This window comes from Aeromonas salmonicida subsp. salmonicida, assembly GCF_001643305.1.
In the GTDB taxonomy this organism is placed as follows: Bacteria; Pseudomonadota; Gammaproteobacteria; order Enterobacterales; family Aeromonadaceae; genus Aeromonas; species Aeromonas salmonicida.
In genome coordinates this window covers 1-22762 of the sequence record NZ_LSGW01000071.1, presented here as the reverse complement: position 1 = coordinate 22762, position 22762 = coordinate 1, and the positions used below count along the sequence as shown (strand labels likewise).

The 22762-nt window shown below is 58.6% G+C and carries 18 protein-coding genes and 5 tRNA genes; 13 read left to right on the top strand and 10 right to left on the bottom strand.

The window, feature by feature from the left end:
* The first annotated feature begins 30 nt into the window (after positions 1-30).
* From AXW79_RS13140 to AXW79_RS13105, 8 genes are all read left to right on the top strand, one after another.
* Positions 31-540, top strand: coding sequence for a regulatory protein RecX (locus tag AXW79_RS13140; protein ID WP_005315770.1), 510 nt, complete (start codon positions 31-33; stop codon positions 538-540).
* Positions 541-938: 398 nt separating this feature from the next.
* Positions 939-3563 carry an alanine--tRNA ligase gene (gene alaS, locus AXW79_RS13135; protein WP_005315766.1) on the top strand — a complete coding sequence of 875 codons (2625 nt, stop codon included), beginning with the start codon at positions 939-941 and terminating at the stop codon, positions 3561-3563.
* Positions 3564-3579: 16 nt separating this feature from the next.
* Complete coding sequence (locus tag AXW79_RS13130) at positions 3580-4827, top strand: aspartate kinase (protein ID WP_005315763.1); 1248 nt, start codon at positions 3580-3582, stop codon at positions 4825-4827.
* Positions 4828-4920: 93 nt separating this feature from the next.
* A complete protein-coding gene (gene csrA / locus AXW79_RS13125) occupies positions 4921-5109 on the top strand; it encodes a carbon storage regulator CsrA (protein WP_005315760.1) in 189 nt (62 codons plus the stop codon).
* Between the two features lie 213 nt (positions 5110-5322).
* Positions 5323-5415 (top strand) — tRNA-Ser (locus AXW79_RS13120).
* A 3-nt stretch (positions 5416-5418) separates the two neighbouring features.
* Positions 5419-5495: transfer RNA gene (locus AXW79_RS13115), tRNA-Arg, on the top strand.
* A gap of 27 nt (positions 5496-5522) precedes the next feature.
* Positions 5523-5599, top strand: a tRNA-Arg gene (locus AXW79_RS13110).
* Between the two features lie 26 nt (positions 5600-5625).
* A tRNA-Arg gene (locus AXW79_RS13105) sits at positions 5626-5702 on the top strand.
* Between the two features lie 327 nt (positions 5703-6029).
* Here AXW79_RS13105 and pbpG read toward each other — a convergent pair.
* From pbpG to pepA, 6 genes are all read right to left on the bottom strand, one after another.
* Positions 6030-6857 (bottom strand): D-alanyl-D-alanine endopeptidase, encoded by an 828-nt coding sequence (gene pbpG / locus AXW79_RS13100; protein ID WP_011899145.1) that lies wholly within the window; start codon positions 6855-6857, stop codon positions 6030-6032.
* Positions 6858-6993: 136 nt separating this feature from the next.
* Positions 6994-7659, bottom strand: coding sequence for a DedA family protein (locus tag AXW79_RS13095; protein ID WP_005315753.1), 666 nt, complete (start codon positions 7657-7659; stop codon positions 6994-6996).
* A gap of 18 nt (positions 7660-7677) precedes the next feature.
* Entirely contained in the window at positions 7678-8970 is a 1293-nt protein-coding gene (locus tag AXW79_RS13090) for a hemolysin family protein (RefSeq protein ID WP_005315750.1), read from the bottom strand.
* A gap of 184 nt (positions 8971-9154) precedes the next feature.
* Positions 9155-12019, bottom strand: coding sequence for a valine--tRNA ligase (locus AXW79_RS13085; RefSeq protein ID WP_005315747.1), 2865 nt, complete (start codon positions 12017-12019; stop codon positions 9155-9157).
* Positions 12020-12084: 65 nt separating this feature from the next.
* Positions 12085-12540, bottom strand: a complete 456-nt coding sequence (locus AXW79_RS13080) for a DNA polymerase III subunit chi (protein ID WP_005315744.1) — start codon at positions 12538-12540, stop codon at positions 12085-12087.
* A gap of 174 nt (positions 12541-12714) precedes the next feature.
* Entirely contained in the window at positions 12715-14223 is a 1509-nt protein-coding gene (pepA, locus tag AXW79_RS13075) for a leucyl aminopeptidase (RefSeq protein ID WP_005315741.1), read from the bottom strand.
* Positions 14224-14395: 172 nt separating this feature from the next.
* On the opposite strand from pepA, the gene lptF reads away from it, so the two are divergent.
* Both lptF and lptG read left to right on the top strand, forming a co-directional pair.
* Positions 14396-15508, top strand: a complete 1113-nt coding sequence (lptF, locus tag AXW79_RS13070) for an LPS export ABC transporter permease LptF (RefSeq protein ID WP_011899147.1) — start codon at positions 14396-14398, stop codon at positions 15506-15508.
* A 25-nt stretch (positions 15509-15533) separates the two neighbouring features.
* On the top strand, positions 15534-16604 hold the full coding sequence (lptG, locus tag AXW79_RS13065) for an LPS export ABC transporter permease LptG (protein ID WP_005315733.1): 1071 nt from the start codon (positions 15534-15536) through the stop codon (positions 16602-16604).
* A 72-nt stretch (positions 16605-16676) separates the two neighbouring features.
* Here lptG and AXW79_RS13060 read toward each other — a convergent pair whose 3' ends face one another.
* Entirely contained in the window at positions 16677-17198 is a 522-nt protein-coding gene (locus AXW79_RS13060) for an RDD family protein (protein ID WP_005315730.1), read from the bottom strand.
* Positions 17199-17341: 143 nt separating this feature from the next.
* Between AXW79_RS13060 and AXW79_RS13055 the strand changes: the two genes are divergently transcribed.
* From AXW79_RS13055 to AXW79_RS13045, 3 genes are all read left to right on the top strand, one after another.
* Positions 17342-17427 (top strand) — tRNA-Leu (locus AXW79_RS13055).
* An 846-nt stretch (positions 17428-18273) separates the two neighbouring features.
* Positions 18274-19317: a type VI secretion system PAAR protein gene (locus tag AXW79_RS23785; RefSeq protein WP_011899148.1), complete on the top strand. Its 1044-nt coding sequence runs from the start codon at positions 18274-18276 to the stop codon at positions 19315-19317.
* The gene (locus tag AXW79_RS13045; RefSeq protein ID WP_011899149.1) at positions 19314-19850 is read left to right on the top strand and encodes a hypothetical protein; all 537 of its coding nucleotides are present in this window, start codon (positions 19314-19316) and stop codon (positions 19848-19850) included. Before AXW79_RS23785 ends, AXW79_RS13045 begins: the two co-directional genes overlap by 4 nt.
* 25 nt (positions 19851-19875) lie before the next feature.
* Here AXW79_RS13045 and AXW79_RS13040 read toward each other — a convergent pair whose 3' ends face one another.
* The 3 genes from AXW79_RS13040 to AXW79_RS23780 form a co-directional block, all read right to left on the bottom strand.
* Positions 19876-21489 (bottom strand): hypothetical protein, encoded by a 1614-nt coding sequence (locus AXW79_RS13040; RefSeq protein WP_011899150.1) that lies wholly within the window; start codon positions 21487-21489, stop codon positions 19876-19878.
* A complete protein-coding gene (locus AXW79_RS13035; RefSeq protein WP_005321890.1) occupies positions 21486-22028 on the bottom strand; it encodes a baseplate complex protein in 543 nt (180 codons plus the stop codon). The genes AXW79_RS13040 and AXW79_RS13035 overlap by 4 nt, the downstream gene beginning before the upstream one ends.
* A partial coding sequence (locus AXW79_RS23780) for a hypothetical protein (RefSeq protein WP_043151485.1) occupies positions 22025-22762 on the bottom strand: 738 nt, incomplete at its 5' end. The genes AXW79_RS13035 and AXW79_RS23780, both read right to left, overlap by 4 nt.

Below are 22762 nucleotides of genomic sequence, written 5' to 3'. Positions count from 1 at the left end.
AGGCCGGGCTAACCCCCGGCCTTGTCATTTATGACTGATACACCTAACTGCGAACCCACTGAACCCTCCTTCGAAGAGCAGTTTGCTGCCGCCCGCGCTTTTGCCATGCGCAGTCTGGCTCGCCGCGAGAGTGCCGAGTCTGAACTGGCCAACCGGCTGCGCCAGCAGGGCTTCAACGAAGCTGTCGCCTGCGCTGTCGTCGACTACTGCCGCGGGTATAACTGGGTCAATGACGAGCGTTATGGTGCCATGGCGGTGCGATCTGGTGCTGCCAAGGGCCATGGTCCCATCAAGATCCGCTTTGAGCTGCGTCGCAAGGGTCTGGACGATGGCCAGATAGAGACCGCGTTCGATCAGCCTGAACTGGACTGGTTCGAGCTGGCTCTTGCCCTGCTTGAGCGGCGAGCCAGAGCCAGCGATCTGGGTGACTTCAAACTGCGGATGAAGTGGCTCAAGTATCTGCTGGGACGCGGGTTTAATCAGGATCAGGCCCGTTATGCCATCGCGACCATGATGGAGAGCGAAACTCAAGACGGTTGATCTGGAAGCGGCATGCAATCAGGCGTGCTGATTGCGCCATTATCCCGATACAGGCCTTGTTCCTGTATTGTTCCGGGTGACCGCCAGTCAGCCCATGAGGCCACAGGTCGCGTCACATCAAGCCACTAGGCGGTGCACAGATCAACTGCAGGCCCACGTCCGCGTATTGAGGGTGAGTTACTTTTTTCTGTAGGCTCACCGACCCGTTTTGCCACGAATATTCCCCCGCGTGTGGCCGTATTTTCTCTGCAAAAACGGCTTGTCTGCCCCCATTGCCTGCCAACACACATTTATGCGCACTTTTTCACCCGTGACCGGCCGGCACGTTTTACTTTACCCCGCAGAAAACTTACATTAATGCGGTTAAAAGTCCGTATTCGAATCAAGCAGGATTTTCCATGTATATGTCCACGTCAGAGATACGCGCTGCGTTTCTCGAGTATTTCCGCTCCCAGGGGCACCAGGTTGTCTCTTCCAGCTCGCTGGTACCGCATAACGACCCGACCCTGTTGTTTACCAACGCAGGCATGAACCAGTTCAAGGATGTGTTCCTTGGTGCAGACAAGCGTGCCTACAATCGGGCAACCACTTCCCAGCGTTGTGTCCGTGCCGGTGGTAAACACAATGACCTGGAAAACGTCGGCTATACCGCTCGTCACCACACCTTCTTCGAAATGCTGGGCAACTTCAGCTTCGGTGACTACTTCAAGCAGGACGCCATCCGTTTTGCCTGGGAATTCCTGACCGGGACCCTAAAGCTGCCCAAAGAGCGCTTGCTGGTAACCGTGTATGAAACGGACGATGAAGCCTTCAATATCTGGGCAAATGAAGTGGGTGTGCCGGTCGAGCGCATAGTGCGCATCGGTGACAACAAGGGGGCAGCCTTTGCTTCCGATAACTTCTGGCAGATGAGTGATACAGGTCCGTGTGGCCCCTGCACCGAGATCTTCTATGACCACGGCGATCACATCTGGGGTGGCCCTCCCGGCTCACCGGAAGAAGATGGCGACCGTTTCATCGAGATCTGGAACGTGGTGTTCATGCAGTTCAACCGTCAGGCTGACGGCACCATGGAACCGCTGCCCCGTCCGTCCGTGGATACCGGCATGGGTCTGGAGCGTATCTCCGCCATCATGCAGGGCGTGCACTCCAACTACGAGATCGACATCTTCCAGGCGCTGATCAAGAAAGCGGCCGAGATCGTCGGCACTACCGATCTTAGCAATCAGTCCCTGCGCGTCATCGCCGACCACATCCGCTCCTGCGCCTTCCTGATCGCTGACGGCGTCATGCCGTCCAACGAAGGTCGTGGCTATGTGCTGCGCCGCATTATCCGTCGCGCCGTGCGTCACGGTCGCAAGCTGGGTGCCACCGACGTCTTCTTCTACAAGCTGGCTGCCGAACTGGCGGTGCAGATGAAAGACGTGGGCGCCGAGCTGATCGCCCAGCTGCCGCTGGTCAAGCGCGTGTTGCGCATTGAGGAAGAGCAGTTCGTCCGTACGCTGGATCGCGGCCTGCTGCTGCTGGAAGACGTGCTGGCCAATCTGGGTGATGCCAAGGTCATACCTGGCGAGGTGGTGTTCAAGCTGTATGACACCTACGGCTTCCCGGCTGACCTGACCGCCGACGTGGTGCGCGAGCGCGAGATCGGCATCGACGAAGAGGGCTTCAATGCCGAGATGGAGAAGCAGCGTGCCCGCGCGAAAGAGGCCTCCAGCTTCGGTGTGAACTACAACGAGGTGCTCAAGCTCGACTTCGAGACCCCGTTTACCGGTTACAAGCAGCTGAGCCAGAAAACCAGCGTCGTCGGCATCTACAAGGATGGCGTCGAAGTGAATGGCCTCATCGCCGGTGAAGAAGCCGTAGTGGTACTGGCCGAGACTCCCTTCTACGCCGAGTCAGGTGGTCAGGTGGGTGATTGCGGCGTGCTCAAGGTAGATGACGGCATCTTCGCCGTGACCGATACCCAGAAAGCGGGCAAGGCCATCATCCACAAGGGTTATCTGGAGCTGGGTACCCTGGAGAAAGGCGCCCTGGTCGAAGCCGTTGTCGATGGCGAGCGTCGTCAGGCTGTGGCCCTGAACCACTCTGTGACTCACCTGCTGCACGCAGCCCTGCGCCAGGCGCTGGGGGATCACGTGACTCAGAAAGGGTCTCTGGTGGGAGCCGAGCGCATGCGCTTCGATTTCTCCCACTTCGAAGGACTGACCATGGCGACCATTCGTCGGGTCGAGGAGCTGGTCAATGCCCAGATCCGTGCCAACCACGACATCGCTACCCAGGTAATGGATCTGGAAGCGGCCAAGTCGGCCGGTGCCATGGCGCTGTTTGGTGAAAAATATGAAGACGACGTGCGCGTAGTGCGCATGGGCGACTACTCCACCGAGCTGTGCGGCGGTACTCACGCCAAGCGTACCGGTGACATCGGCTTCTTCAAGATCATCGCCGAGAGCGGCATTGCCGCCGGTGTGCGTCGCATCGAAGCCGTGACCGGCAAGGGCGCCATCGATTTCATGCACCAGATGGGTGAGCAGATCGAAGAGGCAGCGGCTCTGGTGAAGGGGGATCAGTTCTCCATCGCCGATAAAGTGCGCCAGATACTGGACAAGTCCAAGATGATGGAGCGCGAGCTGGAGCAGCTCAAGGCCAAGCTGGCCGCCCAGGCTGGTAGCGACCTGTTGAGCCAGGTGATCGAGATCAACGGTCAGAAGGTGCTGATAGCGGCGCTGGAAGGGGCGGATCCCAAGTCACTGCGTGGCATGCTGGATGAGCTGAAAAACCGGATGAAGTCCGGTGTCGTGCTGTTGGCAACCAGCAGCGATGACAAGGTCAACCTGATCGCCGGTGTGACCAGTGATTTGACCGGCAAGGTCAAGGCCGGTGAGCTGGTCAATCTGGTGGCCCAGCAGGTGGGTGGCAAGGGTGGTGGTCGTCCTGACATGGCTCAGGCGGGTGGCACTCAGCCAGAAGCTGTGCCTGCGGCACTGCAATCCGTTCACTCCTGGCTGGAAGAGCGCCTGTAAAAGGGCGAGGTGATCTGTGGCACTCTATGTACAGAAGTACGGCGGCACCTCGGTCGGCACGCTGGAGCGGATCGAGGCGGTGGCTGAGCGGGTTCAACTGACCCGCGCCCAGGGACATGACGTGGTGGTAGTGGTCTCTGCCATGTCGGGGGAAACCAACCGGTTGCTGGGTATGGCCCAGCGGCTGGATCCTGATGCCAACCGGCGCGAGATGGATGTGCTCGTCTCCACCGGTGAGCAGGTCACCATAGCGCTGCTGGCGATCGCGTTGAACAAACGCGGTTGCGCTGCGGTCTCTATGACCGGCGATCAGGTACGCATTCATACCGACTCCGCCTATGGCAAGGCACGTATCAGCCACATCGACACCGAACAGGTTCAGGCTGAACTGGGGGCGGGCAAGGTGGTGGTGATCGCCGGTTTCCAGGGCCGTGATGAGCACAATGCCATCACGACCCTGGGGCGCGGTGGTTCGGATACCACGGCAGTAGCGGTAGCCGCGGCCATCAAAGCCGATGAATGCCAGATCTTTACCGATGTGGATGGGGTCTATACCACGGATCCGCGCATCGAGCCCAAGGCCCGTCGTCTTTCCACCATCACCTTCGAGGAGATGCTGGAGATGGCGAGCCTGGGGGCCAAGGTGCTGCAGATCCGTTCGGTGGAGTTCGCGGGCAAGTACCGCGTACCACTACGGGTGCTGTCGAGCTTTGTCGATGGAGAGGGAACCTTAATCACATATGGAGGTGAGAGGATGGAAGCTCCCCTGGTATCCGGGATAGCCTTCAATCGCAACGAGGCCAGTCTGACCATTCTGGGTGTGCCGGACAGGCCCACAGTTGCGGCGCAGATCCTGAATCCGATCAGCGACGCCAACATTGATGTCGACATGATAGTGCAGAACACGCTGGGGGATGGCACAGCAGACTTCACCTTTACGGTGAATCGCGATGACTATCGCCGGGCGCGCGCCTTGCTGGAGGAGACCGCCAGTGAACTGGGGGCCGCCTGCGTGCAGGGCAACGGCGAGATAGCCAAGGTGTCCATTGTCGGTGTCGGCATGTGGAACCACCCCGGTGTCGCCCGCACCATGTTCAAGGTATTGGGCGAGGAGGGGATCAACATGCAGTTGATTTCCACCTCTGAAATCAAAATATCCGTGGTGATTGACGAGAAGTACCTGGAGCTGGCCGTGCGAGCCTTGCACGCCGCTTTCGGGCTGGATAATGAGCCTCATGAGCAGCCCTTGGGGAACAATCCCTGATTGATTTAGTTTCAACCATTTACCATATCGGTATCTTTGTAAGATAATGTCGCATATCGATATAAATACAAAACAGGATACAGGAGCAAGCGAATGCTTATTTTGACTCGTCGTGTAGGGGAAACCCTGATGATTGGTGACGAAGTGACTGTCACCGTACTGGGCGTTAAAGGCAATCAGGTTCGTATCGGTGTTAACGCACCGAAAGAGGTCTCCGTACACCGTGAAGAGATCTACATGCGGATACAGGCCGAGAAAGTGCCGGGCCAACCGAATTTCTAAGCCGCATCGATAGCTGCTTTAAGGCGACACTGATTGTGTCACCTTTTGTTTTTTTGCGCGTCTGAAATGGCCCTGCAAGGCACTAAACTGCGGGGTAAGTGCCGATATTGTTTGAATATTCCACGCTTTGTCCAAATGCTGAGCGAACACGCTTTTTTCTCCAAAAAAGTGTTTGACTAAAAATCCCTGTGAAGTATTATCAGCCCCGCAAACGGAGAGGTGGCCGAGAGGCTGAAGGCGCTCCCCTGCTAAGGGAGTATGCGGCTTATACCCGCATCGGGGGTTCGAATCCCCCCTTCTCCGCCATTTGCGCCCGTAGCTCAGCTGGATAGAGTACCTGGCTACGAACCAGGTGGTCGGAGGTTCGAATCCTCCCGGGCGCACCATTTTGAGCAGTACACAAAAGTTTGTGAGCGCCCGTAGCTCAGCTGGATAGAGTACCTGGCTACGAACCAGGTGGTCGGAGGTTCGAATCCTCCCGGGCGCACCATTTTGAGCAGTACCAAAAGTTGATGAGCGCCCGTAGCTCAGCTGGATAGAGTACCTGGCTACGAACCAGGTGGTCGGAGGTTCGAATCCTCCCGGGCGCACCATATAGACAGCCTCGACTTAGGTCGGGGCTGTTTTTTTATGTGCCGGATCTGGCCAGACAGCCCCTGATGCCTGGCAACATGACCAATCGTCCCCTTTCTCTCCCCTCATCTATGGGGTTCCACCCGGCCTCACCCTTGCGTTCACTTCGTCCTGCTGATCCCCCTCAATACTTTGCACCATAGCGCCATTCTGCGCTCCTCTGCCAAATAGCGGGATGAGCCAAGCCGATGGGCAAGCGTGGCAGGCTCGACGTGACGAGACCCGTAGAGCTGCGGGCAATAAAAAAGGATGCCGCAGCATCCTTTTTCCCATATCTGTTCAGAGACTCAGCTTTTCAGCCATTTACGAATGCGGTTGGCATCGCCGATGGGGGTGCGCTTGCCCACAGAGTTGAGCAGTACTATGGCCAGCTCACGGCTGTCGGGTTTGGCGCGCATCACCAGACAGCGGCCTGCCTCATCGGTGAAGCCCGTTTTGGAGAGGCGCACACCCCAGTCAGGGTTCTTCACCAGCGGGTTGGTGTTGTTGAACATCAGGCGATAGGCGGGGGTGTTGAAGCGCATATCCCGGTTTGTATCCTGAGTGAACTGGCGGATCAGCGGCTGGCGATAGGCGGCGGAGATGAGTTTGGCCAGATCCTGGGCGGTGGAGACGTTGCGCGTCGACAGGCCGGTGGAGTCATGGAAGCGGCTGTTGCGCATGCCAAGCTGCCTGGCTTTGTTGTTCATGGCGCGGATGAAGGCCTGGCGGCCGCCGGGATAGTGGCGTGCCAGGGCCGAAGCCATGCGGTTTTCGGAGGACATCAAGGTCAAATGCAGGGCATCACGGCGTGTCACCTTGGTGCCGAAACGGATGCGTGAATAGGTGTGCTTGACGTTGTCCCTGTCATTCTGATCTATGCTCAGGGTCTGGTTGAGGCTCTGTCGCCCCTCCAGTACCACCAGCGCCGTCATCAGCTTGGTCAGCGAGGCGATCGGCCGAACCCGGGTGGCGTTCTTCTGATACAGAGTCTTGCCCGTGTTGACGTCCACTACAAGGGCACTGCTCGATCGCAGTTGCAGTTTGGCCGGGTTGGGGGCAGCCAATGCTGCTGGCAAACCCAGCAGTCCAACCAATGCATATACCAGCGCCATTGCGCTAACCCGACACCGCATACTACCGACTCCGTTTACATCGAAAAAAGGCGCTAGATTCACGCATTTTTACTCTGGTTTTACAAGGGTGCCCGTGGGAATTCACCACTATTTTGGTAAAAAAAGGGCCATCTTGCGATGGCCCTTGGTATTTGACTCACTCTCGTGGGAGAACGGCTTTGCGTTTACTCAGCCAGCGCCAGAGCAGGGCGACAATGCCCCCCAGCAAGAGCACCAGCGGCAAGTAGAGAATGATGCTGAGAAACTGTGACTCATACTGGGCGGCGAGCTTGGTGTGGCTCAGGTAGTAACCCAGCCCGACCAGCGGGCAGATCCACATGATGGAGCTGATCAGATTGACGATGAGAAAGCGCCCCTGGGGGATCTCGGTCGCCCCGACGATATAGGGATAGGCAGTGCGTACGAAAGCAATATAGCGGGCGGTGATCAGGGTCAGGATGCCGTACTTGTCCAGCAGATAGAAGACCTTCTCCTTGTGCCTGTCTTCAACATGAGACAAGAGGCGATGGTACATCTTGGTGTGGCCGAGGAAGCGACCCTGCATATAGCCCAGCCAGGTACCGACGAAGGTAGCCAGGATAAGTAGCGGCACTATGCTGAGGGAGAGCACATCCTGATAGATGAGTACTCCCGTCAGGATCAGCAGGCTATCACCGGGCAAGAAGGCGGTGGGGATGAAGCCATTCTCCAGCACTAGAAAAGTCAATAACACGCCACAGACCATAAAGGCCATCTTGGGATCGGACAAGGTCACCAGATCCTGATGCATAAAGGCGTGAGCCAGTTGGTAAAACTGCTCCATTCTTGCAAACTCCGCAGGTTAGCTGGGTTGATCGAGCAAAGGCATGGCGAGCACCTTGTCGATGCGCAGACCATCCATGTCAACAATTTCCAGTTGCCACTGTTCCAGGGTGACCAGATCTCCGGTCCTGGGAACACGGCCAAGGAGCAGCATAATAAGCCCTCCGAGGGTGTGGTAGTGATGTTTTTCTTCTTCCGGTAGTCGAACCAGTCCGAGGCAGTCCTTCAACTCCGGCAGGGGAATGAGGCCGTCCAGCAGCCAGCTGCCATCGGCTCGCTGGAATGCCCAGTTATCCTCGCTGTCTTCCTGTTGAAAATCGCCAGCCAGCGTCTCCAGCAGATCCTGCTGAGTGACCAGCCCCTGCAACTCGCCATATTCGTCCACCACCAGCACCATGTGCTCGGCGTGGGTGCGAAAATGGTTGAGCAGCTCGAGTCCGTTGAGGGTCTCCGGCAACAGGCTGCCATCCTGGGTCAGGGCCGCCAGATCGATGGGCTCCCCCTTGATGTAGGCGTGCAGCACCTTGCTGACGTTGATGATGCCAACCAGATCGGAAAGGCTGCCATCACAGACAGGGAAGAAGCTGTGGCGATACTCCACCAGTCGCTGCAGATTCACCTCCAGTGGCAGCGCGAGATCCAGATAACGGATGTCGCTGCGCGGCACCATCAGGGAGGCCAGGCTGCGTTCGTCGAGACGAAACACGTTGCGCAGCATAGTGTGTTCATGATCTTCGATGACCCCGGCTTCCGAACCCTCCGCCAGCATGGCGTGGATCTCCTCCTGGGTCACGTTGGCACCACTATCCTGCTTGGCCTTGAGAATACGTAGGCTGGCGTTGGTGGAGGCCGACAGCAGCCAGACAAAGGGGCGCGTGATGGCAGCCAGCCACATCATGGGGCGAGCTACCAGACAGGCGAGGCGTTCGGCATTGAGCTGACCGAGGCGTTTGGGCACCAGTTCACCGACAACGATGGAGAGGTAGGTGACGATGACGATCACCAGCACGGTCGCAAGCATGCTACTGCTCTTGGCGGCCATGCCCCAATCCTGCAGCCAGAGCGCTAGCGGTTGGGCCAGCAGGGACTCGCCGTAGATACCGTTGAGCAGACCTATGCTGGTGATGCCTATCTGGACGGCGGAGAGGAAGTTGGTCGGATCTTCGCTCAGCCTGAGGGCAATGGCAGCAGAACGATTCCCTTCGCTCGCCATCTTGCCAAGGCGGGCCTTGCGTGCGGTAACAATGGCGATTTCCGACATGGCAAAGACGCCATTGAGCAAAATCAATCCAAACAGGATCAATATTTCCATACTGCCACAGCACTCCTGGTAGAAAAGATCGCTGGCAGTGTAATGAATTTGGGGGAAATGCGCTTGTGAAAGCAGGTGATTTGGCTCGCTAAATTTGTATGAAAGTGTGAGTAAACCAGCGGGGATGGGGACAGATAAACAAAAGCCCCCTGTAAAAGGGGGCTTTTTCAGGACAGCAATCGGCTTACAGGGCGGCGATTTCGGCCTGCTGGGTCTCGAGCGTCACCAGCTGGGCACGGTACTCTTCCAGCTTCTCGCGCTCCTTGGTGATGACGGCTTCCGGCGCCTTGGCCACGAAGGCTTCGTTGCCGAGCTTGCCTTCGATACGGGCGCACTCGCCGACCAGCTTGGCCACTTCTTTGGCCAGACGGGCCAGTTCGGCATCCTTGTCGATGAGACCAGCCATGGGGATCATCAGCTCGGTGGCACCGATCAGCTTCTTCACTGACAAGGGAGCCACTTCACCGTCCGCCAGTACGCGGATGGATTCCAGACGGGCCAGGGACTTGAGGAAGGCCTCGTTGTCACCGGCGCGCTGGGTGTCCTTGGCATCGCACTTGAGCAGCACGTTCAAGGCCACGCTCGGCGCCACGTTCATCTCGGCGCGGATGTTGCGAATGCCGACGATAAACTCCTTCACCCACTCCTGATCCGCCATCGCAGCGTCGTCTACCTTGGCGGCATCGAACTGCGGGAAGGCTTGCAGCATGATGGTGTCGGCGTGCACGCCGGTAAGCGGGGCCACCGATTTCCAGATGGTCTCGGTGATGAAGGGGATGATAGGGTGCGCAAGACGCAGCAGGGTTTCCAGCACAGTTACCAAGGTGTGACGGGTGGCACGCTGCTCGGCCTCGGAGCCTTTGCCCAGTACCGGCTTGGTCAGCTCCAGATACCAGTCGCAGAACTGGTTCCAGATAAATTCGTACAGCACGCCAGCCGCGATGTCGAAGCGGTAGGTGTCCAGCGCGGTGCGGAAGTCGCGGATGGCGACCTGCAGCTGGGACTGGATCCAGCGATCCGCCAGACTGAACTGCATTTCGCCGCCATTGCCTTGTGAAGAGAAACCGCAATCCTGATCTTCGGTGTTCATCAGCACGTAGCGGGAGGCGTTCCACAGCTTGTTGCAGAAGTTGTTGTAACCGTCCAGGCGCTTCATGTCCCAGTTGATGTCACGACCGGTAGAGGCCAGCGCGGCCAGAGTGAAGCGCAGGGCGTCGGTGCCGTGAGCCTCGATCCCTTCCGGGAACTGCTTGGCGGTACGCTTGCCGATCTTCTCGGCCATCTGCGGCTGCATCATGTTGCCGGTGCGCTTTTCCATCAGGTCTTCCAGCGAGATGCCGTCGATCATGTCGAGGGGATCCAGCACGTTGCCCTTGGACTTGGACATCTTCTGGCCTTCTTCGTCACGGATAAGGCCCGTGATGTAGACGGTCTTGAACGGGACTTGCGGCTGGCCGTTTTCGTCCTTGATGAAGTGCATGGTCATCATGATCATCCGGGCGATCCAGAAGAAGATGATGTCGAAGCCGCTCATCAGCACGTCGGTCGGGTGGAAGGTCTTGAGCGCTTCGGTGTTGTTCGGCCAGCCCAGGGTGGAGAAGGTCCACAGGGCGGAGCTGAACCAGGTGTCGAGCACGTCTTCGTCCTGACGCAGTGTGGTCACGGACGGTATGCTGTGCTTGGCACGCACTTCTGCCTCGTCACGGCCCACGTAGACGTTGCCGGCGTCGTCATACCAGGCCGGGATACGGTGACCCCACCACAGCTGACGGGAGACGCACCAGTCCTGAATGTCGCGCATCCAGGAGAAGTACATGTTCTCGTACTGCTTGGGTACGAACTGGATGCGGCCATCTTCCACCGCTTCGATGGCGGTCTTGGCCATCGGCGCCACGCGCACGTACCACTGGTCGGTCAGCATCGGCTCGATGGGCACGCCACCGCGATCGCCGTAAGGCTGCTGCAGCACGTGATCCTTGATTTCAGCCAACAGGCCCAGCTCGTCCAGCTTGGCCACAATGGCCTTGCGGGCGGCGAAGCGCTCCATACCGGCGAACTCGCTCGGCAGGGCGGCGTCGTAGGCAGTGCTGGGGTTGCCGTTGGTGTCGACCACTTCGGCCTCGGCGCGCACGTGGGCGTCCAGGGTGAAGATGTTGATCATCGGCAGGTTGTGGCGCTTACCCACTTCGTTATCGTTGAAGTCGTGGGCCGGAGTGATCTTCACGCAGCCGGTGCCCTTCTCCATGTCGGCGTGTTCGTCGGCAACGATGGGGATCAGACGGTTCACCAGTGGCAGCAGTATATGCTGGCCGATCAGCGCCTTGTAGCGCGGGTCTTCCGGGTTTACTGCCACGGCGGTATCGCCCAGCATGGTCTCCGGACGGGTGGTGGCGACGATCAGGTGATCCTGACCCTCGGCGGTCTTGGCGCCGTTGGCCAGCGGATAGCGCAGGTGCCACATGTGGCCCTTGATCTCGCGGTTTTCCACTTCCAGATCGGAGATGGCGGTGTTGAGCTTGGGATCCCAGTTCACCAGGCGCTTGCCGCGGTACATGAGGCCATCTTCGTAGAGACGGACAAACACTTCCTGCACGGCGCTCGAGAGACCCTCATCCATGGTGAAGCGCTCGCGCTCCCAGTCCACGGAGTCGCCGAGGCGACGCATCTGGCGGGTGATGGTGCCACCGGACTCTTCCTTCCACTGCCAGATCTTGTCGATGAAGGCATCACGGCCGTAGTCGTGACGGGTCTTGCCCTCTTCGGCGGCGATCTTGCGCTCAACCACCATCTGGGTGGCGATACCGGCGTGGTCGGTGCCTGCCTGCCACAGGGTGTTCTTGCCCTGCATGCGGTTGTAGCGGATCAGGGTATCCATCAGGGTTTGCTGGAAGGCGTGACCCATGTGCAGGCTGCCGGTGACGTTCGGCGGCGGGATCATGATGCAGAAGGAGTCTTTGCTGGTGTCGCCGTGGGGCTTGAAGTAACCCTGGGCTTCCCAATGCTGATAGAGCGCCTGTTCGATGGCGTTGTGATTAAAAGTCTTTTCCATGGTCTCGCCGTAATCTGGATGGATGGAGTCTGGTGTTGATTCGTCGTGGATCGAGGGTGGTGCAGTCAGGGCTGCGCCGGATCCGGTGCGGCAAGGACGGGCTGATCCCTCATCTCGAGGGCATGGCCTGCCTGGCGATAGTGCTTGTAGCGCTCGCGGGCTTGCTGCTTTTGCGTTTCGTCAGTGGGGACAAAATCTACCACTTGAGCGAAGTGTCCTGCAAACAAAGGTGTCTCTCTGGCCAGATTGATGAGGCGGGCGTAGCGCCGTTTCGGCGGCTGATGGCCTATCTCCACCGGCGCCTGACCGCTCTCGCCTTGCAACTGGTGCGGCACGAAACGCTCCGGTGGCAGTTGCCACAACAACTCGTCCAGGCGCAGGGCCTGGGCCTCATCGTCGCAAAACAGGTAGAGGTGGCCTGCGCCCCACGACTCGGCCGCCAGTTGGCAGGCGAGCCGTTCGACGGCGCTGGCCTGTGCGTCATCCTGTTCGTTCATCAGGTAAAAAGTCACTTGGCTCATCAGGTTGATCCCGTTTTGCGGTGACGGACTATTGACCGCCGAAGAGGCTGACAGGGAGTTTTCCCGCCTGCTGCTCACTGATACAAGAATGAAACAAGGAAGAGGCGGGCCTCTTCCTTGTGGTACTGGGCAACTCCCGGGCTTCCGATGCATTCATCGAAAGGGGCAGGGGAGTTACTCTTTTTCTTCGATATCCACGCCTGCCCGGTTGAGCAGGAACTGGGTCAGCAGGGGAACCGGACGACCGGTGGAGCCTTTATCCTTGCCACTCTTCCAGGCAGTCCCGGCGATATCCAGGTGGGCCCAGTTGTACTTCTTGGTGAAGCGTGACAGGAAGGCTGCAGCGGTAATGGTACCGGCCGGACGCCCGCCTATGTTGGCCATGTCGGCAAACGGGCTCTCCAGCTGTTCCTGATACTCGTCGAACAGCGGCAGGCGCCATGCGCGATCGCCAGCCTGTTCGGAGGCGTTGAGCAGCTCGTGGGCCAGCGGGTTGTGGTTGGCCAGCAGACCCGTGGTGTGGTGACCCAGCGCTATGATGCAGGCCCCGGTCAGGGTCGCCACGTCGATGACGGTCTCGGGATCGTAACGGTCCACATAGGTGAGCGCATCGCACAGCACCAGACGGCCTTCCGCATCCGTGTTCAGCACTTCAATGGTCTGGCCGGACATGGAGGTGAGGATGTCACCCGGGCGATAGGCGTTGCCACCCGGCATGTTTTCACAACCCGCCAGCACGCCGATGACGTTGATGGGCAGCTGCAACTGTGCCAAGGCATGCATGGTACCGAGCACGGAGGCGGCGCCACCCATGTCGTACTTCATCTCGTCCATGCCTTCGGCCGGCTTGATGGAGATGCCGCCCGAATCGAAGGTCAGACCCTTGCCGACCAGCACTATGGGCTTGGCATCGGCGTTGCCCTTGTATTCGATGATGGCCATCATGGCTTCATTCTCGGAGCCACGGGCTACCGCCAGATAGGAGTTCATGCCGAGCTCGGCCATCTCCTGCTCGCCGATCACCTTGGTGGTGATATTGTCGAAAGAGTCGGCCAGACGGCGGGCCTGGGAGGCCAGATAGGCCGGATTGCAGACGTTGGGCGGCATGTTGGCCACGTCGCGGCAGACTCGGACTCCTTTCGCCACGGCCAGACCGTGGGCGATGGCTTTTTCACCAATGGTCAGTTCCCGACGCGTCGGCACATTGAATACCAGCTTGCGCAGCGGACGGCGCGGCTCGGCTTTGTTGGTCTTGAACTGATCAAAGTTGTAGAGGCCCGCCTTGGTGGTTTCTACCGCCTGACGCACCTTCCAATAGGTATCCCGCCCCTTGACGTGCAACTCGGTCAGGAAGCATACAGCCTCCATGGAGCCGGTCTCGTTCAGGGTGGTGATGGTCTTGTTGATGATCTGCTTGTACTGGCGTTCGTCGAGTTCCCGCTCCTTGCCACAACCGACCAGCAGCACGCGCTCACTGAGCACGCCTGGTACTTGATGCAGCAACAGCATCTGGCCTGGTTTCCCTTCCAGGTCGCCACGGCGCAGCAGCGAGCTGATGTAGCCATCGCTGATCTTGTCCAGTTGTTCGGCAACCGGAGAGAGACGACGGGGCTCGAATACGCCGACCACGACGCAAGCACTGCGTTGCTTCTCAGGACTGCCACTCTTTACACTGAACTCCATGGAATCTCCTACATCCTAAAGACAAAAGGCACCTTTTATTGAATAATGCGGTGCTTGTTGGGGTATCAGAGGCGGAGCGAACAGCCATAGGCTCCGCAGTTCAAACTGGTAAAAATCCAATATACGGCCCTATTTTTCAGGCATTCGACTAAAAACACAAGTTTACTTGGGAATGACTGTGATCGTTTTCCGATATTTGTTCAGGGAAACCCTGAAAACGCAGCTGGCAGTGTTATTCGTATTGCTGCTTATCTTTGTCAGCCAACAATTTATCAAGATCATCGGCGATGCCGCCGATGGCGAGGTACCGACACGCCTGGTTTCCACCCTGTTGCTGCTCAACCTGTCCAATATGGCCTTGTTGATGCTGCCTATCAGCCTGTTTTTAGCCATCTTGTTTGCTCACGGGCGCCTGTATGCCGAAAGTGAGATGACGGTGCTGCATGCGGTGGGATTCAGTCACCGCTTCGTGATGCGCTGCGCCATGGTGCTGGCCCTGTTGACTGCCGCCGTTGCGGCCTTCAACACCGGCTGGATAGCTCCCCAGGCCAAGGAGCGGGAGTATCAGGTGATCGATGAATTCAAGGCGGATCCGGGTATCTCTTTCCTGCAGGCGGGTCGCTTCATGGAGCTCGACAAGGGGCGCCTCGTTGCCTACATCCAGGAGTTGAATGACAAGGCGTCTCTGCTGCAGAAGATCTTCGTGCTGCAACGCTCCCATGATGGCAAGCCGCCCTCTGTGGTGGTCGCGACGGAAGGGGTAGTGACCCTCGACAGCAATGGCCTGCAATGGTTGACCCTGAAAGATGGTTCTCGCTATGAGGGGCACTTCAGCACCAGGCAGTTCCAGATCTCCGAATTTGACGAGTACAGTCTGGTGATCCGTCAGCAGGAGATGGAGCGTTCCAACCGCAAGGCGGCCGCCAGGCCGACGGTCGATCTGCTGGGGACTCAGGACAACGGCATGATGGCCGAGCTGCAGTGGCGTATCTCGTTGCCGCTCTCCATTCTGGTGCTCACCTTCCTGGTGGTGCCACTGGCGCGGGTCAACCCCCGTCAGGGCCGTTATGCCAAGCTGCTGCCGGCCATCTTGCTCTATCTCTCCTACTTCCTGTTGCTCAGCGCGGCGCGCTCGGCCATCGACAGCGGACGCCTGCCCCATTGGCCGGGTATGTTCCTGGTGCCCCTGGTCTATCTGCTGTTGATCGGCCTGCCGCTCAACTTACAGGGCACCAGTTGGTGGAACGGGGTGAAAGGGCGCTATTTCAACAGAAAATCAGCATGATACTGCAACTTAGGAATCTCGCCTGATGTTTGGCATTCTCGATAGATATATCGGCAGGGTCATTTTCATGTCGATCCTGTTGTGTGAACTGACCCTGGTCGGGCTGGCTGCGCTCATCAAGTATGTGGAGCAGCTCAAGTCGGTCGGGGAAGGCAACTACGACATGATCAATGCGCTCTATTACGTCCTGCTCTCCATGCCCAAGGAGGCGGTTCAGTTCTTCCCGCTGGCTGCCCTGCTGGGCGGACTCATAGGGCTGGGTCAGCTGGCGACCAGCTCTGAGCTGGTGGTGATGCAGGCTGCGGGCCGCTCCAAGATCAGTATCGTGATGGCGGCGCTCAAGACTGCGATCCCCTTGATGATACTGGTGGGATTGATGGGTGAATATGTGGCGCCCATCGCCAAGCGGATGGCAGACGACGTCAAGGCTGGTGCGCTGTCAGAGGGGCGATTGACTGTTTCTGCTTATGGGGTCTGGGCACGTGATGGCAACAACTTCGTCAATATCAACGGGGTGCGCAACGATGGTGCACTGACCGGCATCACCCTCTATCGCTTCACGCCAGAGCGTAAACTGATCGATATACTCCAGGCTCGCGAAGGCGTGTTTGAGCAGCATCACTGGCTGCTCAAGCAGGTCCAGATCACCCGTTTTGACGATCCCGCGCAGATCCTGAGCGAGACACAGGCCCAGATGGAGTGGAGCTCCGAGCTCACGCCCAAGCAGCTCGGTGTGGTGAGTATCGACCCCGAAAACCTGCCGGTGGCCGGTCTGCTCGACTACATCGGCTATCTAGATGCCAACAAGCAGGACGCCGGGCGTTACAAGCTGGAGATGTGGCGCAAGCTGTTGTCGCCGCTCTCCGTGGTGGCCATGATACTGCTCGCCTCCTCCTTCATCTTCGGCCCGCTGCGCTCGGTGAGCATGGGCGCCCGCATGCTGATGGGGATCATGACCGGCTTCGCCGTCTATGTGAGCGATCGTGTGTTCGGGCCCATCAGTCTGGTGTACGCAGTGCCGCCGATCCTGGCCGCCATTGCCCCCAGTCTGTTGTTTGGCGGTATCTCCTTCTATATCTTGAGCCGCAAACAGTAGCGGCCTGCATAGACCAAACAAGAAGGGCACCCACTGGGTGCCCTTCTTGTTATTCATACCCTGCTCGCCAGATCACTTGTTCAGCTGCTCCAGATTCTCCTGCTTGCTCAACACCACCACTTCGCACTCGGACCAGATGTCCTGAAAGGCGCGGGGTGCCTTGCGGTTGAACAGACACATCAGGTTGCCAAGGCCGAATGCCGCCGTCGCCAGCCGGATCAGGGCCTGGGTGATGCGAATATTGCTGCCATCCGCATTCTGAATGCGCAGTCGCCAGGCGCGCATGCCTATGGTCTGACCGGCACGGGTCCAGAACCAGGTGTAGAAACCGCAGATGATGAGGGCGAGCCAGGCGCTGTAGATCGGACTGGTCAGCAGCCAGGAAGCGTCTTTGCCTTCCGGAATGGTAGCTGCGCCGGTTGCCAGCAGCAGATGCGCTACCCCCATACCGACAAAGCCTGCGATGATCAGCAAAGAGATGACCACAAGATAGTCATAGAGCAGAGCGCCGAGGCGGCGTAGCAGACCAGCCGACGGGTAGTGAGGGGTAGCGGTAGAGACAGGTTTTGGTGAGACGGGTGTACGCTTGGCCATCGTTTTTATTCCATTAATATGATGCGGGCATTCTATGTAACTGACCTTGTATCGGCAAGGCGTTGAATAAATGAGCAAACGAGAGCGTGCACAAGAAAAACACCTTGCATGGCATCGCGCCATTCGTATAATCCCTCGCAGTTGCCCGGGTGGCGAAATCGGTAGACGCAGCGGATTCAAAATCCGCCGATGAATAATCGTGTCGGTTCGAGTCCGACCCCGGGCACCATCAACTAATTCAATGACTTAAGGCCACCCAAGCGGGTGGCCTTAAGTTTTTCTGGCCCCTGAAAATGGCCGAGAGTACATAAAGAGTACATTAATGTTTTGGTGATCGGCTCATGCCCGAGTCCGTCTCGTTGTGGTTCTCATCTTGTGTGACCGGACACATTTCACAGAAAACCTATTTTCCGTGGGGCAGGCCAGCCAGCGCACCAAGGTCGCATCGCCCTTTCAAAATTTCAGTTATCAAATCGGCCTTCATCACACCTAACCGGTTGAAACAAAACGCCTTCCAGCTGTTCCCACGCGGCAAACCGGATCCTTCCTGATTATTCAAATCCCCACGAAAAGTACGTCCTTCCCAATACATTCAACAACTTACGTTTTCGACACCGCTAGTCAGACCCCTTTCAAACTGTAAAACCCTGCAATTTCTTTCGATCCTTTCAGATCTTCACCTCGCCCGAGATCCTTTATCTGGCGCGGTCTGGGCCTATGGTTTTGCGGTAATCCACTTTTGCAAAAAATTTTATTGGTGCGGCGCGCAGGCGGGAGCGGAAGAGCGCGGTTTCCGTGACGCAGATGCGGCGGTGGGCGTCGCCAGCCTGCATGGTGAGGCTGTGAGCGCGCTCAGGCTTCACGTATGATGCAACGCTGCCTGATGGCTCTATGGATGCGGCGCCTTTCCCTGGCCATCTTCGGGCTGTCAGGCAGCCTTGGCCGTTCGGTCACCCCTTGTCGTATGGTTGTTCATTTTGGGACTCGGTTCTTAACTTTCGGTTTAGAACTTTGACCAAGCTTCTAGTGGCTCCTTACAGTGTTCCGTTCTTGAATCACAGAATGGGGACACGCTATGGGTAATGCGGCTAAGGTCGGAGATATTGGAACCGACCATGACGGGTTTCCACCGACCAAGATTATCTCCGGCTCGTCAGATGTATTTATTGATGGTCTTCCTGCTGCTCGACTCGGTGATCCGCTTGAACCTCATGACAAACCCAATAACCCACCACATCCCAGGTTTATCGCTGCGGGCTCTTCAACCGTCTTTGTTAATGGTCAGCCACTCGCGTTCACAGGGAAGGGGGTTTCTTGTGGTGGTGTAATCATTGGTGGGGGAACTGTCACGGTTGGCGATGGAGCTCCATCTGCCCGTGCAGCTGCGATTGCTCCAGCCCCTAGCCCAGTGGAAATTCCCGCATCATCACCCGGTTTTTGGCCTCCTTATAACCCCCTGACTGGTGAGTACCTTGATGTCGTTTATACACAGGCGGCACAAACCGTTGCTGTGCTGACATTTGAAGAGCTCCAGGAGCTTTGGAAGGAGCTCAACGCCAAAGGCAACTTGGGGGATGCAAAATCTATCAAAGATGCAGGGGAACGAATTCGGCTCGCTCAATCTACCGCTAAAGCATTAGGTGGTATGGGGGTAATTGCTTACACCAAAGTTATCAACGGCGAGCCCTATACGATCATCAAGAACTACAAGCAGGTTCACAAAACGATCCCAGGTAATATCTGGAAGGCCAGCAATCCCAAGATTCTTAGGTTGGGTATAGGTGCAAAGGCAAATACCCACTTGGTAAAGATGGGGTTCTTGGCTGATTTTGTCTTTTCTGTATCTATCAACGTTATTGATTACATCTTGAAAGATGAAGTCACGATGGTCGACCTTTTCAGTAATGTAGGTGTCGATCTTGTTAAAGGTACGCTTGCCAATGGTGTAGGCATCATTGCAGCAGGTGTTGTAGCTACAGTCTTTGGGCCTGGGATACTGTTAACTGGGACAGTATTTGCTTTGGCAACGATTGTTGCTGGTAAACTTATCGACTTTGCCGACGAAGAAGCAGAGCTCTCTGAGATGATGAAACAAGCGGTTAAGGCGAAATTTGAATGACAAAGGTGCATGTCTCATGGCAGATGCGGGCCAGTGGATTGGTGGTCGCGTTACTCGGGACCGGTGGCGTTTGGATGGCCATGGTATTTGGTTCTGAATTCTTGGATCTGCTTGCACTGACACCTGCAGATCCGTTGCGAATGAATGACTGGCGAGGCTGGTTTGCAATCTTCATTGGCTTACTTTCGACCCCCTTCATGCTGTATGCCGGTGGGAGATTGATGTTTTCCATTGCCATACCTGAGCCAGACCTTTCTTCAACGGCTGTTAAGCGACGGGGGATCGTTGTCATTTCTCTGATTATTGTTGCTGCTGTTCTGGGACTGCTGACGCAAAAAATCAGTATGTCGAGTATTGAGCGTTTGGGATGGGAGCAGTGTTACGTCAAACAGACGAGCTGGCGTTTTGGCAAGGACCTCTACTCCCAAAATTGTGGTGCGCAAGGGCTAATGAAACTGGATCAGGCTTTCGACAAGCTCTCTCTGGAAGCACTGAAAGAGAAGCTTAACAAAGAGATGTTTGAGCAAAAATGAGTAAGGGCCTTAGAGGCCCTTCGTTTTACTCGATGATGGGGGTGAGCTGGCTTGCCAACTGCTTGGCCTGTTGGCCATGTCCCGTTATGGCCCCGCTGTTACCGGGGGCTGGCCCGTTGCCGTGGGTATGGCTGGCGGTCGCTGCGGCCAGCTGCTCCACCACGTTCATCAGATGCACCACTAGCCGGAAGATGTTCACGCTGTCGGTTCCCATCCACGAACGGGGCGCCTCCAGGTGTTGCAGCTCGCCGGCAACCGCCCGGCGCAGCTGACCCACCACCTCGACCAGATCCCCCGCCGTGGTCTGGCTCATGTTGCCTAGGCTCCCCAGGGTGAGATCATCCCCGGCCAACAGCTCGATGGCGCCCAGCGCTTCGATGAGCTTGAACCCGCCAACCTCCTCGATGCTGTGCTGAGCCACCTGCTGCCGATGCTGGCCATGTTCCCCCAGGTAGTCGTCACTCTGGTGGTGCATCTGCAGGGCTTGGTCATACAGGCGCCGGTCGGTATGGCGGCAGAGGTTGCCCACGGTATCGGTACGGCTGAACACCTCGGCCCGTTGTTGCTGCAGTTGCTCGCCCGGGGCGATGTCCGGCAGGGCCCAGCCACTGCCGAGCACGGTACGGATAAAGGGCCGGTCGGCCCGCCCAAAGGCAAACCCCAGCTCAACCAGTGTCCCCTCGAGGGGACACTGCAGCAGCCCTTGCTCCTGCCCGCCGAACTGCACCGGCAGCGGCACGGCCCGATAAAGCGGGGCGGCCTTGTCCGGCTGGCAATCTTCGCCCAGCAGTTGCACGTCCACCGCATAGCGGGGGCGAAAGGGGTCATTGAGCTGGCCGGCGCTGGCCTGGTCGCTGATGGCCTCGACCCGCCCGAACTTGGGCAGGTGCATCTTGTCGGCCAGCTCCGGGAACTCCCCTTCTATCTTGCGCCGCTCTGGTGACTTGGTGACCTTGCCCGGGGTGGCCGTGGTCAGGGTCATTTCGTCACCCTTGAGCCGCACCCGCATCACCCGCTTGCCGTTGATGATGGTGCCGGGCCGGATGGACGGGACCGGCGACAGGGTCAGAGTGTCGCCCGCCTGGCGGCCTGACCAGGCGGGATCAAGCGTGACCTCCTTGTCATGCCAGCGGCTGTCGGCGTGGCTGCCCACAAAGATGGCACCATCGGGTTGCTGGTACCAGACAAAGTCAGGCACCTCAAAGGCGCGGCCAGCGTTGTCGAGCAGCTGATAACCGGTGCCGGCGCTGGTGAAGTTCGGGATCGGCCGGTCGGTGTAATCGCTGCCCTGGGGCAGCAGGAAGGTCAGCCCGGTCTGGTCAGTCAGCCAGGCCAGCAGGCCGCGCAGGGTGGCGTGTTGTTGGCTGACCGGCAGCCGGGAGCCCAAGGCGCCGGCCAGCTCGCGGCACAGCAGCTTGCTGGCGCCTTGGGCGGCGGGCTGCACGTCGTACACATAACCGGTGAACCAGCGGCGCAGATCGCCGTTGTAACCGGTGTCCAGGGTGAAGGTCTGCCCTTTGCTGGCCGTTCCTTCGATGGTCAGGGCGGCGCGGCCGCCGGCGTTGATGTCCAGCAGCAGATCATGGTCGACCAGGTGCACCGGCTGGCCGGCGAGGGTCAGGGAAGTGGAGAGTTTCATGCCAGCACGTCATCCATTGGTTTGAGCACATAGCGCTCGAAGCTGCTGAGGTCCGGCTCGCCATCCCCTTTGCCACCGCCTTTGGCGGCACTGGTGTTATCGGTGCCCTGGCCCACGGTTGGGGCCGTCTTTGGCAGGCGCTGTTCGCGCTTCTCCGGTACCGAGTTGAACTCCTTCAAGGTGAACTGCACCTGCCAGGCCAGCAGCCCCTCTTGCTCGCTGGCAGTGATGCGCCCAGCAAACTTGGCCTGGCGCACCTTCACCGACTTGGCCAAAAGCGAGCCGACCCGGTAGACGTGGCGCTTGCCGCCATCGCCCTTGGCATCGGCCAGCTCAAACAGCCGACTCAGCATGCGTTCATCCTTGAACGGGATGAGGCCGGAGACATCGAGCTCCTTGGCCTTGGCGCCCTGTTCGGCGCTGCTGGTTGAGCTGGTCTGGCCGCTCTGGTCCTTGTCCTGAAACTGCATCGATGCGGAGACCCGCATCGATTTCATGATGATGGGCTCACCATCGAGGGTCAGCATGGCTTGGCTCATGGGGTTAACTCCTGCCAGAAGGTGAGCGGGGAAGGGGATAGCAGCAGGGCCGCGACCGTCATGCTCTGGCTGTGGTCGGGTGGCGTGCTCTGCCCGAGCTGGGTGGCGAGGCTGGCCACATCCCCCTGACCTTGCCAGTGCCAGAGCGTGCCGGTCAGCGTGCCCAGCTGGGCCAAGGTCTCGGCGAATTGTGCCAGGCGAGCGGCGCGGCGTGTCGCCAGCCCCAGCAGCTTGGCGATCGGGGTCTGGCTATCCCGGGCCAGGCTCTCGAGCTGGGCAAGCGTTGCCCCCAGCGCCATGCGGGCTGGGCGCAGTGGTGCCCAAGTCAGCGGCTCATCGGCGCGCCAGCGCGGCACCTTGGCCGCCGTGGGTTGGCTCATGGTGTCATTGTTGGCGGTGAGGCGGCGCAGGGTGGCGCACCACTCCGGCAGTGGCAGCAGGGCGCAGAGGACGGCCAGCTGCCTGGCCAGATCCTCGGCGCTGTTACCAGTGACCAGCCAGGCGAGGGCATGCAGTTGCCCACTGGGCAGGAGGGGATCGGCCCCATCCTGCAGCTTGGCGGCCAGGGTGGCCACCGCATTGGGGGCGGCCAGGCTGAACTGTTGCCCCTGTTGTTGGCCGACCCCGTGCTGGTAGGGTGTGACGGTCAGACAACGGCCAGTGACCAGCAACCGGTCGAGCTCAGCGCGCAGACCCGCCAGCGCGGTGGCCGCCTCGCTTAACGGGTGGCGGCG

Coding starts and splice junctions, on each gene's coding strand:
- AXW79_RS13140 (WP_005315770.1), top strand. CDS start 31: ATGACTGATACACCTAACTGCGAACCCACTGAACCCTCCTTCGAAGAG.
- alaS (WP_005315766.1), top strand. CDS start 939: ATGTATATGTCCACGTCAGAGATACGCGCTGCGTTTCTCGAGTATTTC.
- csrA (WP_005315760.1), top strand. CDS start 4,921: ATGCTTATTTTGACTCGTCGTGTAGGGGAAACCCTGATGATTGGTGAC.
- pbpG (WP_011899145.1), bottom strand. CDS start 6,857: ATGCGGTGTCGGGTTAGCGCAATGGCGCTGGTATATGCATTGGTTGGA.
- AXW79_RS13095 (WP_005315753.1), bottom strand. CDS start 7,659: ATGGAGCAGTTTTACCAACTGGCTCACGCCTTTATGCATCAGGATCTG.
- AXW79_RS13090 (WP_005315750.1), bottom strand. CDS start 8,970: ATGGAAATATTGATCCTGTTTGGATTGATTTTGCTCAATGGCGTCTTT.
- AXW79_RS13085 (WP_005315747.1), bottom strand. CDS start 12,019: ATGGAAAAGACTTTTAATCACAACGCCATCGAACAGGCGCTCTATCAG.
- AXW79_RS13080 (WP_005315744.1), bottom strand. CDS start 12,540: ATGAGCCAAGTGACTTTTTACCTGATGAACGAACAGGATGACGCACAG.
- pepA (WP_005315741.1), bottom strand. CDS start 14,223: ATGGAGTTCAGTGTAAAGAGTGGCAGTCCTGAGAAGCAACGCAGTGCT.
- lptF (WP_011899147.1), top strand. CDS start 14,396: ATGACTGTGATCGTTTTCCGATATTTGTTCAGGGAAACCCTGAAAACG.
- lptG (WP_005315733.1), top strand. CDS start 15,534: ATGTTTGGCATTCTCGATAGATATATCGGCAGGGTCATTTTCATGTCG.
- AXW79_RS13060 (WP_005315730.1), bottom strand. CDS start 17,198: ATGGCCAAGCGTACACCCGTCTCACCAAAACCTGTCTCTACCGCTACC.
- AXW79_RS23785 (WP_011899148.1), top strand. CDS start 18,274: ATGGGTAATGCGGCTAAGGTCGGAGATATTGGAACCGACCATGACGGG.
- AXW79_RS13045 (WP_011899149.1), top strand. CDS start 19,314: ATGACAAAGGTGCATGTCTCATGGCAGATGCGGGCCAGTGGATTGGTG.
- AXW79_RS13040 (WP_011899150.1), bottom strand. CDS start 21,489: ATGAAACTCTCCACTTCCCTGACCCTCGCCGGCCAGCCGGTGCACCTG.
- AXW79_RS13035 (WP_005321890.1), bottom strand. CDS start 22,028: ATGAGCCAAGCCATGCTGACCCTCGATGGTGAGCCCATCATCATGAAA.